Origin of the sequence: Nocardioides sp. InS609-2, from assembly GCF_023208195.1 — a bacterium.
Classification (GTDB): Bacteria; Actinomycetota; Actinomycetes; order Propionibacteriales; family Nocardioidaceae; genus Nocardioides.
This window is the reverse complement of sequence record NZ_CP060034.1, coordinates 3,378,316-3,393,913: the sequence shown is the minus strand read 5'-3', so window position 1 is coordinate 3,393,913 and position 15,598 is coordinate 3,378,316. Positions and strand designations below refer to the sequence as shown.

The following is a 15,598-nucleotide window of genomic DNA, read 5'->3' as shown; positions in this document are numbered from 1 at the left end:
CCGCTCCGCCTATTCTGGGGCCATGTGCCGCAACATCAGACCGCTCAACAACTTCGAGCCGCCGGCCACCAGGGACGAGGTCGCTGCCGCCGCGCTGCAGTTCGTCCGCAAGGTCAGCGGGACGACCAAGCCGTCGCAGGCCAACCAGGAGGCGTTCGACCACGCCGTGCACGAGATCACGCACATCACCCGGCACCTGCTCGACAACATGGTCACCAACGCGCCGCCGAAGGACCGTGACGTCGAGGCTGCGAAGGCGCGTGCCCGGGCGGAGCTGCGGTACGGCACGTGACGCTCGGCGTCGTCGAGTTCCTGGCCGACCGGCCACTCGTCGTACTCACCGGGGCTGGGCTGTCGACGGACTCGGGGATCCCCGACTACCGCGGTCCGGGGTCGGTGCCGCGGCAGCCGATGAACATTCAGGAGTTCCGCTCCGGTCCGGAGGCGAGACGGCACTACTGGGCCCGCAGCCATGTCGGGTGGGGGCGCATGGGCACGGCCACTCCCAATGCCGGGCACCGCGCGCTCGCGCGGCTGGACCCCGAGCTGCTGATCACCCAGAACGTCGACGGCCTGCACGAGCAGGCGGGGTCGCGCCAGGTGGTCGCGCTGCACGGGCGGGTCTCCGACGTGATCTGTCTGGACTGCCGCGAGACGTCGACACGGGTAGTTATGCAGCAGCGGATGAACGAGCTCAACCCGGGCTGGGCCGAGCGCCATGCCGACGTCGCCACCCGTCCGGACGGCGACGTGGAGCTCGACGAGACCGCCGACTTCGTGGTGCCTGCGTGCGACGGGTGCGGCGGGATGGTGAAGCCGGACGTGGTGTTCTTCGGCGAGAACGTGCCGGGCCCGCGGGTCGAGCGGTGCTACTCGGCCGTCGAGGCGCTGGGCGACGCCGACGGAGCGCTGCTCGTGGTGGGGTCGTCACTGACGGTGATGAGCGGGCTGCGGTTCGTAAAGCGGGCGGCGAGCCGGCGCACCCCGGTCGTGATCGTCAACCGGGGCGCGACCCGCGGCGACGCGCTGGCGTCGTACAAGCTCGACGCGGGGTGCAGCGAGTTCCTGACGTCGCTGGCGGCCAGCCGGGACGGCGTGCGACAGGCGTCGGCCAGCCGCTAGTCCCACGTCCTTTGTGGGCGTGTCGACAGGTTTGTGGGGTTTGCATGCCCCACGAAGTTGACGGTCCCCCGCCCAGGCGGGAGACCGTGCCGCGGCCTCAGAGCGCCGTGACGAAGATGTGGTCGGCCGCCTCGAGGTCGACCTCGGCGGTCTCGCCCCCGGAGCCGACGAGCACGCCGCTCTCGGTGGCGATGACGGTGACGGTGGTGTCGGGCAAGGCGCCGACGCGCCGCAGCGCGGTCATCAGCGACTTGTCCTTCTGCATCTCCTCGGAGATGCGGCGGATGTGCACGCGGGACTCGGCGTCGCCGGCGGCGTTGGCGAGCGGCTCGACGCCCTCCATGAACTCCTCGCCCATGCCGCTCTCGCCGAGCTCGTCGAGGCCCGGGATCGGATTGCCGTACGGCGACGACGTGGGGTGGTCGAGCAGATCGATGAGCCGGCGCTCGACCGTCTCGGACATGACGTGCTCCCAGCGACACGCCTCCACGTGCGCGAGCTCCCAGTCGAGCCCGATGACGTCGGTGAGCAGCCGCTCGGCGAGCCGGTGCTTTCGCATGACGCGGGTCGCGAGCCGGGTGCCCTCTCCGGTGAGCTGGAGGTGGCGGTCGCCCTCGACGGTGAGCAGGCCGTCGCGCTGCATGCGGGCCACCGTCTGCGACACCGTCGGTCCGCTCTGGTGCAGCCGCTCGGCGATGCGCGCGCGCAACGGGGTGATGCCCTCCTCCACCAGTTCATAGATGGTGCGGAGGTACATCTCGGTGGTGTCGATCAGGTCGCTCACCACCCCATTGTGTCCTATGCCATCGTGCCCACTGAGACGGCAGGTGGCAGGGTTGGGCCCGTGACCGAGCTGATCGTGCCCCGCCGCTTCTGCGGACCACCTTCGTCGGGCAACGGAGGCTGGACCGCCGGCGCCCTCGCGGCCCTGGTCGACCACGAGTCCCCCGACAACCGCGCCGACGCGTGGCCCGCGATCGAGGTGTCGCTGCGCCAGCCGCCGCCACTCGACACCGAGCTGACCGTCAGCACGACCGACGACCTCGCGGTTGCCGCGTTCGAGGGCGCAACCGTCGCCGAGGCGCGCACCGTCGACGCCACCCTCACGACGGTCGACCCGGTCGAGGCCGATGCGGCGCGCGCCGCCGAGGCGTCGTACCCGGGGCTGCGTCACTCACCGTTCCCGACCTGTTTCGTCTGCGGCACCGGGCGCGAGGAGGGCGACGGGCTGCGGATCTTCCCCGGCCCGGTCGCCTCCGCCGCCGACGGCGGCACCCGAGTCGCGGCCACCTGGACGCCGCACGAGAGCCTGGCCGAGGACTTCCACACCTACGTCGACGACGTACGGCGTACGTCGCTCGCCGTCACCTGGGCCGCCCTCGACTGCGTGGGCGGCTGGGCCAGCGATCTCGAGGAGCGGCCGATGGTGCTCGGCCGGATCACTGCGCAGGTGGACACTCTGCCGGTGGTCGGCGACGAGCACGTCGTGGTCGGACAGTTGCTCGGCGAGGATGGCCGCAAGACCTTCACCGCCGCCACGCTCTACGACCCCGACGGCCGCGTGGTCGCCCGGGCCGAGCACCTCTGGATCGCCATCAACCCTAAGGACTTTGCATGACGAGCTCGCCCGACCTCTGGTGGCGCGACGCTGTCATCTACCAGGTGTACGTCCGCAGCTTCGCCGACAGTGACGGCGATGGCGTCGGCGACCTGCCCGGCATCACCTCGCGGCTGCCGTACCTGCGCGACCTGGGCGTCGACGCGCTCTGGGTCACGCCGTTCTACACCTCGCCACAGAAGGACCACGGCTACGACGTCGCCGACTACCAGGACGTCGACCCGCTCTTCGGCTCGCTCGCCGACGCCGACGCCCTGCTCGCGCGTGCCCACGAGCTCGGGCTCAGGGTGATCGTCGACCTGGTGCCCAACCACACCTCCGACGAGCACGTCTGGTTCCGGGCCGCGCTGGCGTCCGCTCCCGGCTCGCCCGAGCGGGCGCGCTACCTGTTCCGCGAGGGCCGCGGCGAGGACGGCAGCGAGCCGCCGAACAACTGGGAGTCCGTCTTCGGCGGGGCGGCCTGGACCCGGGTGCACGACGGCGAGTGGTACCTCCACCTGTTCGACTCCACCCAGCCCGACCTCGACTGGCGCAACCCCGAGGTCGGCGACATGTTCGAGGGCGTGCTGCGCTTCTGGCTCGCCCGTGGAGCCGACGGGTTCCGGGTCGACGTCGCGCACGGACTCTTCAAGGAGGAGTCGCTGCGAGACCAGGTCATCACCGCCGGCGGCAAGGCCAGCTCGGGTCACGTCAACCCCGACCACTCGATGGTGAGGCGCGAGCTCAGCGACGAGCCGATGTGGGACCAGCCCGAGGTGCACGACGTCTACCGCCGCTGGCACAAGGTGCTCGACGAGGTCGGCGCCGACCGGATGGCCGTGGCCGAGGCCTGGACCCAGACCCCCGAGTCGATGGCCGCGTTCGTGCGCCCCGACGAGCTCGACCAGGCGTTCAACTTCTCCTGGCTGTTGACCGGCTGGTCCGCCGACGGCTTCCGCGAGGTCATCACCGGCACCCTCGCTGCCGTCGGGCCGGTCGGCGCCTCGCCGACCTGGGTGCTGTCCAACCATGACGTCGTACGCCACGCGACGAGGTACGGCGGCGGCCCGCAGGGCCTCGCCCGTGCCCGGGCGGCGACCCTGACGATGCTGGCGCTGCCCGGATCGTCGTACCTCTACCAGGGCGAGGAGCTCGGCCTCGAGCAGGCCGACGTGGCGCACGAGTTGCGGCAGGACCCGGCGTGGCTGCGTCGTCGCGAGGGCATCGACGACCCCGGTCGCGACGGCTGCCGGGTGCCGATCCCGTGGTCGGGCACGCAGCCGCCGTTCGGTTTCGGACCGAGCAAGGGCCAGCCGTGGATCCCGCAGCCCGCAGACTGGGCGGCGCTGACGGTCGAGGCGCAGACCGGCGTCGAGTGCTCGACGCTGGAGTTCTACCGGGCCGCGCTGGCGGCGCGGCGTACCTTCGCCGGCACGGCCGGGGACGAGGTCGAGATCATCGGCGAGGACCACGACGTGCTGATGTTCCGCCGCGGGCCGGTAACGGTCGTCGTCAACTGCGGCACGGCGCCCGTGCAGCTGCCCGCGGGCGAGGTGTTCGCCACATCGGGCGAGCTGCCGGGCGGGGTGCTACCTCCGGACACCGCGATCTGGCTGCGGTGACTCGATCAGCTCACCGGCCTCGAGCGACTCGTTGTAGCGACCGAGCATGTCGGCGAACTGCTGCAGCTCGCTGTCCTCCCACCCGCCGAGTCGGTCGTCGAGCCATTCACGACGGAGCACGTTGACCTCGTCGTAGCGCTTGCGGCCCCTGGCCGTGACCCTGAGGGAGCTGGCCCGCCCGTCGGCCGGGTCGGGCTTGCGCTCGAAGAGTCCGAGCTCGACGAGGTGCTGCACCTGCCGGCTGACGGCACCCTTGTCGATGTCGAACCTCTCGGCGATCGCCGACGACCGCTGCGGTCCTTCCTCCACGACGTAGGCGAGCATCAGGTAGGCCACCGACTGGAGGTCGGGGTGGATCATCGCGGCGCGGGCGCCGAGCGCGCGCCGTACCCGACGAAGGAGTACGCCGAGCTCACGCTCGAGTCCGGCGAGGGCATCGGTGCGCGTCATCGGTCCTGCAGCTCTGCCGTCGCCTCCGGGGCGATCTCGTCCGCCCGCAGCACCGTGGTGCGAAGCGGGACCTCCTTGATGAGCAGCACGCAGACGAACGCGAGGACGGCGAACGGCACGGACACCAGGAAGATTTGGCCGATCGCGGTGCCGAAGGCGTGCTCCCAGAGCTCGCGGATGGGCGCAGGCAGCTTGGTGAGGTCGGGGATCGACGAGCTCTGGCCCGCCTGGGCCTGGATGCCCATCCGGGCTAGCCCGGCCGAGAGAATGTCGGCCACCTGGTGGCTGACCACGGCGCCCAGCACCGCGACACCGACCGAGCCACCCATGGAGCGGAAGAACGCCACCACCGAGGAGGCGGCGCCCATGTCGGACTGGGCGGTGACGTTCTGCACGGCCAGCACGAGATTCTGCATGGTGGCGCCGAGGCCCAGGCCGAGCACGCCCATGAAGAGGCCGACGACGACGAGAGAGGTCGTCTCGTCGATGGTCGCGAGCATCGCGAGGCCGGCGACGACGAGCACCATGCCGCCGACGAGGTAGCGCTTCCACAGCCCGGTCTGGGAGATCAGACGGCCGGTGACGATGCTGGAGACGAGCAGGCCGCCGACCATGCAGATCGACATCAGGCCGGCGTGCGTGGGCGACATGCCGCGGGCGAACTGGAAGTACTGGGCGAGGAAGACGGTCGCGCCGAACATCGAAAGGCCGATGAGCACGGACGCAGCGGTCGCGAGCGCGGTGGTGCGGTCCTTGAAGAGTCGCAGCGGGATGATCGGCTCGACGGCGTACCGCGCCTCGACGAGGATCGCGAGCCCGAGGACGACGACGCCGGCGGTGACCAGGCCGATGCTGGTGGCCGACCCCCAGGCGAACTGCCGACCGGCGAGCGATACCCACACGAGCAGGAGCGAGACGCCACCGACGAGCAGCGTGGCGCCGGCGTAGTCGATGTGCACCTCACGCCGGACGACCGGCAGGTGCAGCGTCTTCTGGAGCACGGCGAACGCGACCAGCGCGACGGGCAGGCCCATGAAGAAGCACCAGCGCCAGCCCGCGGTGTCGACCAGCAGCCCACCGATGAGGGGGCCGGAGACGGTGGCGATCGCGAAGGTGGCGCCGATGTAGCCGGAGTAGCGGCCCCGCTCACGCGGGGTGACCATGCTCGCGATGACGACCTGGACCAGCGCGGTCAGGCCGCCGACACCGACACCCTGCACCGCGCGGGCGCCGATCAGCACCTCCATGTTGGGCGCGAAGCCGGCGATGAGCGAGCCGATCGAGAAGATGACGAGCGCGGACTGGACGAGCAGCTTCTTGCTGAACAGGTCGGCGAGCTTGCCCCAGATCGGCGTGGTCGCCGTCATGGTCAGCAGCGTCGCGACGACGACCCAGGTGTAGCCGGTCTGGCTGCCCTCCAGGTCGGTGATGATGCGCGGCAGGGCGTTGGACACCACGGTGCTCGACAGCATCGCGACGAACATGGCGAGGAGGAGGCCGGACAGGGCCTCGAGCACCTCGCGGTGGCTCATCTCGCCAGACTGCTCGGCAGATGCGGGTACGGCGTGGGACACAGGTTCTCGATTCGAGGACTCGGAGATGGGGGCTGACCCAGGTAGAAGGTTGCCAAAGGCAACTATATTCCCCACCGTCTGAGGCTCCAACTCGGGGCGTGTATACAAGGGCCATGTCAGTCATCTCGGTCTGCGTCGTCGACGACGCAGAGATCATGCGTTTCGGCATCAAGACCCTCATCGACGCTGCCGAGGATGTCGAGCTCACCGGTGAGGCGTCCAACGCCGCCGACGGGCTGGCCAAGATCCTGCGGGTGCGGCCCGACGTCGCGATCGTGGACGGCGACCTGCCCGACTTCCGGTCGGCCGATCTCGTGCGCGAGCTGCGCGAGAGAGTGCCTTCCGTGGCGACGCTGGTGCTGACCAACGACAGGGACGACAACGCCGTCGTCGACGCGATCCTCGCCGGCGCGGCCGGCTACGCGCTCAAGAACATCGGTGGCAACGCCCTGCTCGGCGGAGTGCGCGCACTCGCCGCGGGCCAGTCGATGCTCGACCCTCACGCCGTCACCCACCTGCTCAACCGGATGAAGGGCCCCGTGCACGCCACCGGCGAGCTGGCCGCGCTGAGTCCGCGCGAACGCCGCATCCTGTGGCAGATCGGTCAGGGCCTGACCAACCGACAGATCGGCGAGCAGCTGCACATCGCCGAGAAGACGGTCAAGAACAACGTCACCCAGATGCTGTCGAAGCTGGGTCTCGAGCGGCGCACCCAGGCCGCCGTACTCGCCTCGAGGATGTCCGACCAGCTGGGCGACAAGGGCGCCTGATTCCCGCGGGACCCCCGGTCGACCGGGGATTCCTGAACATGTCGGCCCGTGCAAGGGGTGCCAAGTTCAGGAAGTGCCTGTCAGGTTCGCCCCGACCCGTCAGCCCGGATCAGCGGCGTCCGTCAGGAGCGGTGGCGCTTCTCCATGGCCGCGCGCAGTGAGGCGACGATGTCCTCGGTGGGCGACGCGGCTTCCTTGTTGGTCTGCTCGAGCTCGGCGAGCAGCTCGGCGCGGTGCACCTTCACGTCGCGCGGGGCCTCGATGCCGACCCTGACGACGTCGCCGCGCACTTCGAGGATCGTGATGGCGATGTTGTCGCCCACGACGACGCTCTCACCAATCCGGCGGCTCAGAACCAGCATGGGTGCACGCTACGCCACGAGGGGCGCGGCGAGCTGCAGGGCCGGGTCGTCGAGGATGACCTGGGCTCCCCTGAGAGTGCGGGTGTTGACGAGAATGGGCGCCAGCAGGTTGGCCGTGGTCTCGGCGAGAGAGGTGCCGGCGCTGAGTACGACGAGCACGAGCACGTCCTCGACGGTCTCGATGCCGAGCTCGGCCACGGTGGCGTCGTCGACGACCGGGGCGTAGTCGGGGAAGAAGCTGACGGCCGAGACGACGAGGAAGCGCATCTCGGGATCGTCGAGGGAGCGCAGCGCGCACAGCACGCCGTCGTCGTCGAGCTGCACCAGGGCGAACCGGCTCAGCTGCGGGAACCCGGGCACGGGCCGGCTCATCTCGATCATCGGGATCTGCGACAGCTCGGACAGGGGAGACATCGCACTCCTCACCGGCTCGCGGACCTGCGTTTGCGTCATGGTGGCACCTTTCATCGGAGAAAGTCGAGGAGGCTCGGCTGCATCACGCGTGCGGTCGATGCGAGTGCTGCCTGGTACGCCGTCTCCTGGAGCTTCAGCTCCATGATCGCCTTCGGCAGGTCGGTGTTCTCGACCTCCGAGAGCGAGCCGGTGAGACGGAGGTCTGCGTCGAGGGCCGCCTGCTCGGCGGTCTCCACGCGAACCGTGCGGCTGCCCACGTCTGATAGCGAGGTGGTCACCCGCTTGAGTGCGGAGGCGAGCCCGTCGAGGCCGACCGCCGTGGCAGCGGAGTCGCCGGCACGCAGCGCGGCTGCCAGGTCGGTGAGCGTGTCGAAGACGGTGTCCCCTGCGGGACCAACGACCGCGGCGCCGTCGACGTTGACATCGATGCGTACGCCGGGAGCCACGGTGCGGGTGACCGCACCGGCCACGCCCACGAACGCACCGGAGGGGTCGAAGGCCTTGGAGCCGGCGGTGATGCCGCCGAAGATCGGGCGGCCGAGGTAGGCGGTGTTCGACAGCTGGATCAGGCCGTCGCGGATCTGTTCGAGCTCGGTCGCCACGGCGTTGCGGGAGTCGGCGCTCATGGCGCCGGTGTTGGCCCCCTGGAGACCGAGCTCGCGGGCCCGGCGAATCTGGCTGTTCATCTGGGAGAGGGTGCTGTCGGCGGTGTTGAGCCAGCCCAAGCCGTCCTGGGTGTTGCGGACGAACTGCTTCTGCTCGGCCACCCCCTTGCGCATGCTCATCGCCGAGGTGGCGTCGATCGGCGAGTCGGAGGGCCTGTTGATGATCCGGCCGGTCGTGAGCTGTTCCTGGACCCTGGCCAGCCTGGTCAGGCCCAGTTGCATGCCGGCGAGCGAACGCTCCGACATCATGGACGAGGTCACGCGCGAGATCATCTGCCCACCAGCCCGGTGCGGTTGATGAGCGTGTCCAGCACGGAGTCGACTGTGCTGATCACGCGGGACGCGGCCTCGTAGGCGCGTTGGGCTGAAAGCATGTTGACCATCTCCTCATCGAGGTTGACCCCGGAGAGCTGCTCGCGTGAGCCGTCGACCTGGGCGGTGAGCACCTGCTGGTTGGCGGCCAGGCGGTGCACGGAGGCGACACGCGCACCGAACCCACTCACCAGGGACTGGTAGGCCTTCTCGGCCGAGGTGGCCTCGGACAGCTTGTCGGCGTTGGAACCGTCGAGCACGCCGCCCGGCAGCCCGGACGCGGCGAGCGCGCCGGGGTTGGTGACGGCGAGGGTGAGCGATGCTGCCGCGTTGGCAGAGTTGTAGGAGAACAGAGGCTGCCCCGGGTTCCCCGCGGCGTCGTAGCCGGCGGCGTGTTGGGCGTTGATCTCGTCGGCGAAGGTCTTTGCCACGGCGTCGAGAGCGGCCAGGTAGCCGGGCAGGGTGACATTGAGCAGCTCGGTGACACCGCCCGCCTCACCGCGGACGGCACCGGTCACCGGGATGGTGGTGAGCCCGTCGGAGATGCGGAACGTGACGGGCGCGCCGTCGGCACTGCCGTCGGCCGCTACTCCCGAGGCGATCTCCAGCCGGCTGGCCTGCTGGCCGGTCACCAGCGCAACGCCGCCCACGGTCACGTCGACCCCGCCGTCGCTGCGGATCTTGGCGGTCGCGCCGGTGAGCTCGGACAGGCGCAGGGCCAGCGCGTCCCGCTGGTCGAGCAGCACGTTGCCGTCCGAGCCGGTCAGCTTGGCGGTAGCGATGCTCTCGTTGATGCTGGCCAGGTCGGAGGCGACGACGTTGACCTCCTCCACCGTGATCTGAAGGCGGAACCGCTGGTCGGAGGCTTCCTCGGTGATGTTGCCGGCCTGGTTGCGCAGCGCGTCGACTACGACCCCCGCACGGGCCAGCACCTGGTTGCGCGCGGAGTCCTCGCCCGGGTGGTTGGCCAGGTCGTGCCAGCCGGACCCGAACTGGGTCAGCGCGGCGGAGACGCCAGAGTCGCCGGGCTCGCCGATGCCCGCCTCGATGCGATCGAGTACGGCGCCGGTGAGGTTGAGATAGCTCTGGTTGGAGTGCTCAGTGCGTGCTCGCGCATCGAGCAGCGGGTCGACCAGTCGGTTGATGTCCATCACGGAGACGCCGTCGCCCGAGGCGGAGTAGCGCGACCACATGGACAGCTGGGGAGGCGCACCTACCGAACCTGCCTCCACGCGGCGCCGGGCGTAGCCCTCCGTGGCCGAGTTGGCGATGTTGCCGCTGGCCACGTCCATGGCCACCTGGTTGTAGCGCAGTGCGCTCAGACCGGTGTTGAAGGAGGAGAAGGAGCCAGACATGTCACAGGGCCCTGTCGAAGAGGCGGGGAGGAGTGCTGGCCACGACGGCCGTCCCCTCCTGGGTGTAGCCGTCGACCACCTCGCCGAGAGCGAGGATCGTCTCGTGCGCGGAGCGGTAGCCCACCGTGATCAGCTCGCGGTTGGAGTCCGCCAGCGCGGTGATCTCGCGTGTCAGCGACTCGAAGGCGTCGGCGTGCTCGTTGAGCAGCTCGTCCCAGGGCGCGTCAGCTGCGCGCGCCAGCGCGCGGAGGCTGGGGTTCGAGGCCAACGAGGCGGACGCGGCGGCCTCGTCGGAGGCCACAGCGCGCAGCACCTCGGTCTCGCGGATGATGGTGAGCACGTCCTCGACCTCACAGGTGGCGTGCATCAACCAGCGAGAGCTTCCCGTGGCCAGCACGAGTCGCTCGACCTCGAGCTTGTAGAGCAGTGTGTCCAGGAGCTCGCGCTCACGCCACAGGATCAGCGACAACTTCTCCACGGCGCCCCCCATCTCATCGGTGGCCCCACAAGGTTTGGGGCGGTTGCTCCCTTTCCATCGGGCGCCGATCGGGACTCCTGAGCACTTCTCGTCCCGATTCTGCTGCCCGACCGGGTCATGACCGGTCGGGACCTTGGGCCCGACCTTGCGACCAGACTCCCCATAATTGGGTATTGCGCTTCGCGGTGTCCCTTTGTCCGGCAGCGTCTCCGCTCGTGACCAAGACGACGATCCAGCCCGAGCAGGCCGGACCTTTCCCCACAGTGCTGTCCACCGACGAGCTGATCACCACCAACATGGCGGTCGTCGGGCACATCGTGCGCGAGACGATGGGACGCCTGCCGTCGTACGTCGACCGCGACGACCTCACCTCCGCCGGCTACGCCGCCCTCGTCACCGCGGCCCGGTCCTTCGAGCCCGAGCGCGGCGTACCTTTCGCCCGCTACGCCGCGACCCGCATCCGCGGGGCCGTCCTGGACGAGCTGCGCGGCATCGACTGGGCCTCGCGCACCGTACGCCGCCGGGCCCGTGAGCTCGATGCCACCCGCTCGGCACTGGCCGTCTCGCTCGGCCGCCCCGCGACCGCCGAGGAGGTCGCCAGCTCGACCGGTCTCACCACCCGCGAGGTCGCAGCCAACCAGGACGACATCACCCGCGCTCAGGTGCTCTCCCTCTCCGGCGCGGAGGACTCCTCCCTCGAGGACCTGATCCCCGGACACGGACCCAGCCCCGAAGCCCTCTTCGAGCACCGTGAGCGACTGACCTACATGGTGGGCGCCGTCTCCGAGCTCCCCGAGCGCCTCCGGGTGGTCGTCGAGGGCTATTTCCTCGCCGAGCGCCCGATGGCCGAGATCGCCGCCGAGCTCGGCGTCAGCGAGTCCCGCGTCTCCCAGCTGCGCGCCGAGGCGCTGGTGCTGCTTCGTGACGCGATGAACCACGGCCTCGAACCCGAGCTCGTCAACGTGAGCGAGCGTCCCGGCGGCTGTGTCGACCGCCGCCGGCACGCCTACTTCGACGCCGTGGCCAGCCGGCACGCCGTCACCTCGGGCCGCCGTGTCATGCCTGCCGTGCTCGACGCCACCGCCTGAGACCTGCTCCATTCCCCCCGGTGGCCTGAACTCAGGCGTCCGAACCGGGCCGGAAGAACTCGCAAGAAAAACTCAAAAAACTTCTCATGGCCCGCAACCCCGGGCCGATGAGGTAGCCGGAGCCCACGGACGGGCTCCGCGAAACCATTCCAGGAAGGAAACACATCATGTCTCTCCGAATCAACCAGAACACCGAAGCTTTCAACACCTACCGCAACCTGTCGGTGACCCAGGGCCAGATGGGCAAGTCGCTGGAGAAGCTGTCCAGCGGCTTCCGCATCAACCGTGCCGCCGACGACGCTGCCGGTCTCGCCATCTCCGAGGGTCTGCGCGCCCAGACCGGTGGCCTCAAGATGGCTGGCCGCAACGCCCAGGACGGCGTCTCGGTCGTCCAGACCGCTGAAGGTGCCCTCACCGAGGTCCACTCGATGCTGCAGCGGATGAACGAGCTCTCGGTGCAGTACAAGAACGGCACGCAGAACGCCGACTCGCAGGCAGCCCTGGGCTCGGAGTTCACCGCACTCAAGGACGAAATCGGTTCCATCCAGGACAAGGCCTCGTTCAACGGCGTCTCCCTGTTCCCGGGCGTGGCAGCCACCAAGACCTTCCAGGTCGGCTCCGAGAGCACCGACACGATCGACGTCTCGCTGGCGAAGATCGACGTTTCCGCCGCGGTCATCACCGACAGCGACACAGTCAAGGCTGCGGTCACCAGTGTCTCGACGGCGCGTGCCGACCTCGGTGCGCTGCAGAACCGGTTCGAGCACCGCATCAACAGCATCAACGTGGCCGTGGAGAACCTCTCCGCCTCGGAGAGCCGGATCCGCGACACCGACATGGCGTTGGAGATGATGAACTTCACCCGTTCGCAGATCCTCTCGCAGGCCGGCACCGCGATGCTCTCGCAGGCGAACCAGGCGCCCCAGGGCGTCCTGTCCCTGCTCCGCTGATCCTCGGCTGCCGCCACCCTCAGGTAGCGGCAGCTGACCGAGCGGCTGCGCACGCTTCATAGGAAGCGCTGTACACCAGCATCACCACGCGTTCCCGGCGAGGGGCCACTCGCCCCTCGCCGGGAACTCTGCATTCCAGGGCGCCACTCCGTGGGGCCAATGCCAGCCATGCCAGCCACAGCGAGGAGGACGACATGGCCACCTCGAGCATCAGCGGCCTGGCCAGTGGCCTGGACACCGCGGGCATAGTCAGCCAGCTCATGCAGCTGGAGGCGACCAGCCAGAACCGCCTCAAGACCAAGCTGACCACCGAGCAGTCCACGCTCAAGTCGATCCAGGACCTCAACGCGAAGTTCGCCGCGCTGGCCACCGCGGCGGGCGCGCTGAGCAAGCCCGGCGCCCTCTCCCCGCTCAAGGTCACCAGCTCGCACGAGGGCGTCACCGTCAACGCAGCGAACGGCTCGACAGCCGGCAGCCTGACGCTCCGGGTCGACCAGGTCGCCAGCGCCCACAACCTCCGCTTCGCCACGACAGCGGCCACCAGCGACGTCGTCGTCAGCGGCGGTACGACGGTCAGTCTCACGATCAACGGCGCGACGAAGACCCTCGACACCGGCGACGGCACTCTGGGCGGCCTGGTCAAGGCCCTCAACGCCTCCGGCACCGGCGTGCGTGCCAGCGCCCTCCGGCTCGACGACGGCAGCTTTCGGCTCAGCGTGCAGGCAGCCACCACCGGTGCCGCATCGGCCTTCACGCTCACCAACTCCGACGGCACCGCCCTGCTCGGAGGGGCCACCGTGGTCGCCGGGCAGGACGCCCAGATAGCCGTCGGCAGCGACACCATCCACTCGGCCACCAACACCTTCACCGGCCTGCTCCCCGGCATCGACGTCACCGTCGCGTCGAAGGCCGTCGGCGAGACGGTCACCCTCGACATCGCCAGCGACCCCACCGCCGCCCGCGACCGGGCCAAGGGCCTGGTCGACCAGGTCAACGAGCTGCTGACCCAGCTCGACAAGCTGACGTCGTACGACCCGATCACGAAGAAGTCGGGCGCCTTCGCCGGCAACAGCACCATCCGCGACCTGCGCAACCAGCTGCTGGGTGCGGTCTACCCGGGCGGCGGTACCACCATGGTCGGGGTCGGCGTACAGACCGATCGCTCCGGCAAGCTGGTCTTCGACGCCACCGCCTTCGACAAGTCCTACGCTGCCGACCCGGCCGCCACTTCGGCGGCCTTCTCCGGCACCTCCCCCGCCGGGCTCGCCAAGCGTCTCGAGAGCTTGGGCAAGGCCGCCAGCGACAGGACCGACGGCACCCTCACCTCCGTGGCCAACGGCTCCTCGGCCCAGATCGACCGTCTCAAGGACAGCATCGCCAGCTGGGACACCCGGCTCGATCTCCGCCGACAGAACCTCACCCGTCAGTTCACCGCCCTCGAAACCGCACTCTCTCGACTCAACAGCCAGTCCAACTGGCTGTCGGGACAGCTCGGTTCGCCGAGCTCGCAGTAGGGAAGAAGAGACCATGAACCCCAACGCACGCGCGGCCTACCTCGACGCCTCGATCGCGACCGCCAGCCCCGCCCGCCTGTTGATCATGCTGTTCGACCGGCTGCAGCTCGACATCGGACGTGCCCTGGAGGCTCAGGAGAGCGGCGACCACCAGGCCGCTCATAACCAGCTGCTGCACGCCCAGGCAATCGTGATGGAGCTGCGGGTCAGCCTCAAGCCCGAGCTGTTCGACGGCGGACCGGCGCTGGCCGGTCTCTACGACTTCCTGCACGACCAGCTGATCCAGGCCAACATCCGACGCGACCCGGCCGTCACCCGGGAATGCCAGATGCTTGCCGGTCAGCTGGGTGACACCTGGCGCGAGGCCGCCATGCAGCTGGCGGTGCGCGCCTCATGATCGAGTTCTCGGGCACCCCCGAGACCGAGCTGACGTGGGCCACCGAGCTCGACCGGCTCGAGCTCGAGCTGCACCAGATCGAGCGGCACCAGATCGACCGCACCACCGGCGCGTTCGACCTCCAGCCCGTCTTGTCGTGGGTGGAGCCGCGCGACCTCGGACCCATCCCTCCGTCGCTGATGCCCCGCGCCCGCGACATCCTGGCCCGCCAGCAGCAGGTGGCGGCCGGCCTGAGCGACGCCCTGGACCGCATCGCCCGCCAGCAGCGCTACACCGCCCGCGTCACCCAGGTCGTCAACGCGGCGCAGCTGCCCGTCTACCTCGACATCACGGCCTGAGGGCCGACGAACACCGTGTGCTGTCGTGGACTTCGGACTCCCGACGCCCCGCGCGCTGGTCACCACCCTCACTGACCTGCTCGACCGCGACGTCACGCTGACGCCGGCTCCACCGTTCATCCCCGGGCCGTTCCGACCGGCCACCCTCGGCGTCTACGTCGACGACAGCCTCCAGGTGGTCGCGGTGGGCGTACTCGACATCGCCCTGTCTGCGTACGCCTCCGCCAGCCTCGTCATGCTGCCCCGCAAGGCGGCCTGGGAGGCGGTCAGCTCGCACACCCTCACCACGCCGCTGCGCGACCAGCTGCACGTCGTACTCACGACCCTCGGTGAGCTGCTGACGATCCCCGGGGAACGGATCCACCTGTACGCCGTGCACGCCGCAGGTGACCGGCCGCCGGAGTTCGTGCTGCACAAGACCTGGGTGCTGGAACGACGGCTGGACGTGCGGATCACCGTGCCCGGCTACGGGTCAGGGCTGCTCGCGCTGGTGCGGGCCTGACCGTCTTCGGTCAATTTCGGACGGGACCTTGGTCCCCGCCTCGATGCGCCCCGGGCCATCTTCGAGTAAATACCCTCAATTGGGGATG

Annotated in this window: 19 protein-coding genes; 11 read left to right on the top strand and 8 right to left on the bottom strand. The window is 69.6% G+C overall.

Features of this window, described 5'->3' with window-relative positions; translation table 11 throughout:
* Positions 1-22: 22 nt before the first annotated feature.
* The gene (locus tag H4Q84_RS17540; RefSeq protein ID WP_248580365.1) at positions 23-292 is read left to right on the top strand and encodes a DUF2277 domain-containing protein; all 270 of its coding nucleotides are present in this window, start codon (positions 23-25) and stop codon (positions 290-292) included.
* Positions 289-1,122 (top strand): NAD-dependent protein deacetylase, encoded by an 834-nt coding sequence (locus H4Q84_RS17535; protein WP_248580364.1) that lies wholly within the window; start codon positions 289-291, stop codon positions 1,120-1,122. Before H4Q84_RS17540 ends, H4Q84_RS17535 begins: the two co-directional genes overlap by 4 nt.
* A 97-nt stretch (positions 1,123-1,219) precedes the next feature.
* On the opposite strand, the gene H4Q84_RS17530 is transcribed toward H4Q84_RS17535, so the two are convergent.
* Positions 1,220-1,906, bottom strand: a complete 687-nt coding sequence (locus tag H4Q84_RS17530) for a metal-dependent transcriptional regulator (protein ID WP_248580363.1) — start codon at positions 1,904-1,906, stop codon at positions 1,220-1,222.
* Between the two features lie 60 nt (positions 1,907-1,966).
* Between H4Q84_RS17530 and H4Q84_RS17525 the strand changes: the two genes are divergently transcribed.
* The gene (locus H4Q84_RS17525; protein ID WP_248580362.1) at positions 1,967-2,740 is read left to right on the top strand and encodes a hypothetical protein; all 774 of its coding nucleotides are present in this window, start codon (positions 1,967-1,969) and stop codon (positions 2,738-2,740) included.
* Positions 2,737-4,341, top strand: a complete 1,605-nt coding sequence (locus H4Q84_RS17520; protein ID WP_248580361.1) for a glycoside hydrolase family 13 protein — start codon at positions 2,737-2,739, stop codon at positions 4,339-4,341. Before H4Q84_RS17525 ends, H4Q84_RS17520 begins: the two co-directional genes overlap by 4 nt.
* Here H4Q84_RS17520 and H4Q84_RS17515 read toward each other — a convergent pair.
* Both H4Q84_RS17515 and H4Q84_RS17510 read right to left on the bottom strand, forming a co-directional pair.
* Entirely contained in the window at positions 4,309-4,791 is a 483-nt protein-coding gene (locus tag H4Q84_RS17515) for a MarR family transcriptional regulator (protein ID WP_248580360.1), read from the bottom strand. The two genes, H4Q84_RS17520 and H4Q84_RS17515, sit on opposite strands and share 33 nt — an antisense overlap.
* Positions 4,788-6,323, bottom strand: a complete 1,536-nt coding sequence (locus tag H4Q84_RS17510) for an MDR family MFS transporter (RefSeq protein ID WP_248580359.1) — start codon at positions 6,321-6,323, stop codon at positions 4,788-4,790. Before H4Q84_RS17510 ends, H4Q84_RS17515 begins: the two co-directional genes overlap by 4 nt.
* A gap of 155 nt (positions 6,324-6,478) precedes the next feature.
* On the opposite strand from H4Q84_RS17510, the gene H4Q84_RS17505 reads away from it, so the two are divergent.
* Positions 6,479-7,135: a response regulator transcription factor gene (locus H4Q84_RS17505; RefSeq protein WP_248580358.1), complete on the top strand. Its 657-nt coding sequence runs from the start codon at positions 6,479-6,481 to the stop codon at positions 7,133-7,135.
* A gap of 122 nt (positions 7,136-7,257) precedes the next feature.
* On the opposite strand, the gene csrA is transcribed toward H4Q84_RS17505, so the two are convergent.
* From csrA to flgN, 5 genes are read right to left on the bottom strand one after another with little or no spacing between them, the layout of a single operon-like run.
* Complete coding sequence (csrA, locus tag H4Q84_RS17500) at positions 7,258-7,497, bottom strand: carbon storage regulator CsrA (RefSeq protein ID WP_248580357.1); 240 nt, start codon at positions 7,495-7,497, stop codon at positions 7,258-7,260.
* Positions 7,498-7,506: 9 nt separating this feature from the next.
* Positions 7,507-7,950: a flagellar assembly protein FliW gene (locus H4Q84_RS17495; protein ID WP_248580356.1), complete on the bottom strand. Its 444-nt coding sequence runs from the start codon at positions 7,948-7,950 to the stop codon at positions 7,507-7,509.
* 11 nt (positions 7,951-7,961) lie between these two features.
* On the bottom strand, positions 7,962-8,837 hold the full coding sequence (gene flgL, locus H4Q84_RS17490; RefSeq protein WP_248580355.1) for a flagellar hook-associated protein FlgL: 876 nt from the start codon (positions 8,835-8,837) through the stop codon (positions 7,962-7,964).
* Positions 8,838-8,845: 8 nt separating this feature from the next.
* The gene (flgK, locus tag H4Q84_RS17485; protein WP_248580354.1) at positions 8,846-10,243 is read right to left on the bottom strand and encodes a flagellar hook-associated protein FlgK; all 1,398 of its coding nucleotides are present in this window, start codon (positions 10,241-10,243) and stop codon (positions 8,846-8,848) included.
* Position 10,244: 1 nt separating this feature from the next.
* Positions 10,245-10,721, bottom strand: a complete 477-nt coding sequence (gene flgN, locus H4Q84_RS17480; protein WP_248580353.1) for a flagellar export chaperone FlgN — start codon at positions 10,719-10,721, stop codon at positions 10,245-10,247.
* A gap of 215 nt (positions 10,722-10,936) precedes the next feature.
* Here flgN and H4Q84_RS17475 point away from each other — a divergent pair, with 215 nt between their 5' ends.
* The 6 genes from H4Q84_RS17475 (at position 10,937) to H4Q84_RS17450 (ending at position 15,510) form a co-directional block, all read left to right on the top strand.
* Positions 10,937-11,809, top strand: a complete 873-nt coding sequence (locus H4Q84_RS17475; RefSeq protein WP_248580352.1) for a sigma-70 family RNA polymerase sigma factor — start codon at positions 10,937-10,939, stop codon at positions 11,807-11,809.
* Between the two features lie 167 nt (positions 11,810-11,976).
* Positions 11,977-12,759, top strand: coding sequence for a flagellin (locus H4Q84_RS17470; protein WP_248580351.1), 783 nt, complete (start codon positions 11,977-11,979; stop codon positions 12,757-12,759).
* Positions 12,760-12,953: 194 nt separating this feature from the next.
* Positions 12,954-14,273 carry a flagellar filament capping protein FliD gene (fliD, locus tag H4Q84_RS17465; RefSeq protein WP_248580350.1) on the top strand — a complete coding sequence of 440 codons (1,320 nt, stop codon included), beginning with the start codon at positions 12,954-12,956 and terminating at the stop codon, positions 14,271-14,273.
* A 13-nt stretch (positions 14,274-14,286) separates the two neighbouring features.
* Positions 14,287-14,670: a flagellar export chaperone FliS gene (fliS, locus tag H4Q84_RS17460; RefSeq protein WP_248580349.1), complete on the top strand. Its 384-nt coding sequence runs from the start codon at positions 14,287-14,289 to the stop codon at positions 14,668-14,670.
* On the top strand, positions 14,667-15,008 hold the full coding sequence (locus H4Q84_RS17455; RefSeq protein ID WP_248580348.1) for a hypothetical protein: 342 nt from the start codon (positions 14,667-14,669) through the stop codon (positions 15,006-15,008). The genes fliS and H4Q84_RS17455 overlap by 4 nt, the downstream gene beginning before the upstream one ends.
* 25 nt (positions 15,009-15,033) lie before the next feature.
* Complete coding sequence (locus H4Q84_RS17450; protein WP_248580347.1) at positions 15,034-15,510, top strand: hypothetical protein; 477 nt, start codon at positions 15,034-15,036, stop codon at positions 15,508-15,510.
* The last annotated feature ends 88 nt before the right edge of the window (positions 15,511-15,598 follow it).

What these genes read in the sequence shown, in the direction of transcription:
- H4Q84_RS17540 (WP_248580365.1), top strand. Translation starts at nt 23, where the DNA reads ATGTGCCGCAACATCAGACCGCTCAACAACTTCGAGCCGCCGGCCACC.
- fliS (WP_248580349.1), top strand. Translation starts at nt 14,287, where the DNA reads ATGAACCCCAACGCACGCGCGGCCTACCTCGACGCCTCGATCGCGACC.
- H4Q84_RS17515 (WP_248580360.1), bottom strand. Translation starts at nt 4,791, where the DNA reads ATGACGCGCACCGATGCCCTCGCCGGACTCGAGCGTGAGCTCGGCGTA.
- H4Q84_RS17495 (WP_248580356.1), bottom strand. Translation starts at nt 7,950, where the DNA reads ATGACGCAAACGCAGGTCCGCGAGCCGGTGAGGAGTGCGATGTCTCCC.
- H4Q84_RS17505 (WP_248580358.1), top strand. Translation starts at nt 6,479, where the DNA reads ATGTCAGTCATCTCGGTCTGCGTCGTCGACGACGCAGAGATCATGCGT.
- fliD (WP_248580350.1), top strand. Translation starts at nt 12,954, where the DNA reads ATGGCCACCTCGAGCATCAGCGGCCTGGCCAGTGGCCTGGACACCGCG.
- csrA (WP_248580357.1), bottom strand. Translation starts at nt 7,497, where the DNA reads ATGCTGGTTCTGAGCCGCCGGATTGGTGAGAGCGTCGTCGTGGGCGAC.
- H4Q84_RS17470 (WP_248580351.1), top strand. Translation starts at nt 11,977, where the DNA reads ATGTCTCTCCGAATCAACCAGAACACCGAAGCTTTCAACACCTACCGC.
- H4Q84_RS17510 (WP_248580359.1), bottom strand. Translation starts at nt 6,323, where the DNA reads ATGAGCCACCGCGAGGTGCTCGAGGCCCTGTCCGGCCTCCTCCTCGCC.
- flgK (WP_248580354.1), bottom strand. Translation starts at nt 10,243, where the DNA reads ATGTCTGGCTCCTTCTCCTCCTTCAACACCGGTCTGAGCGCACTGCGC.
- H4Q84_RS17455 (WP_248580348.1), top strand. Translation starts at nt 14,667, where the DNA reads ATGATCGAGTTCTCGGGCACCCCCGAGACCGAGCTGACGTGGGCCACC.
- H4Q84_RS17520 (WP_248580361.1), top strand. Translation starts at nt 2,737, where the DNA reads ATGACGAGCTCGCCCGACCTCTGGTGGCGCGACGCTGTCATCTACCAG.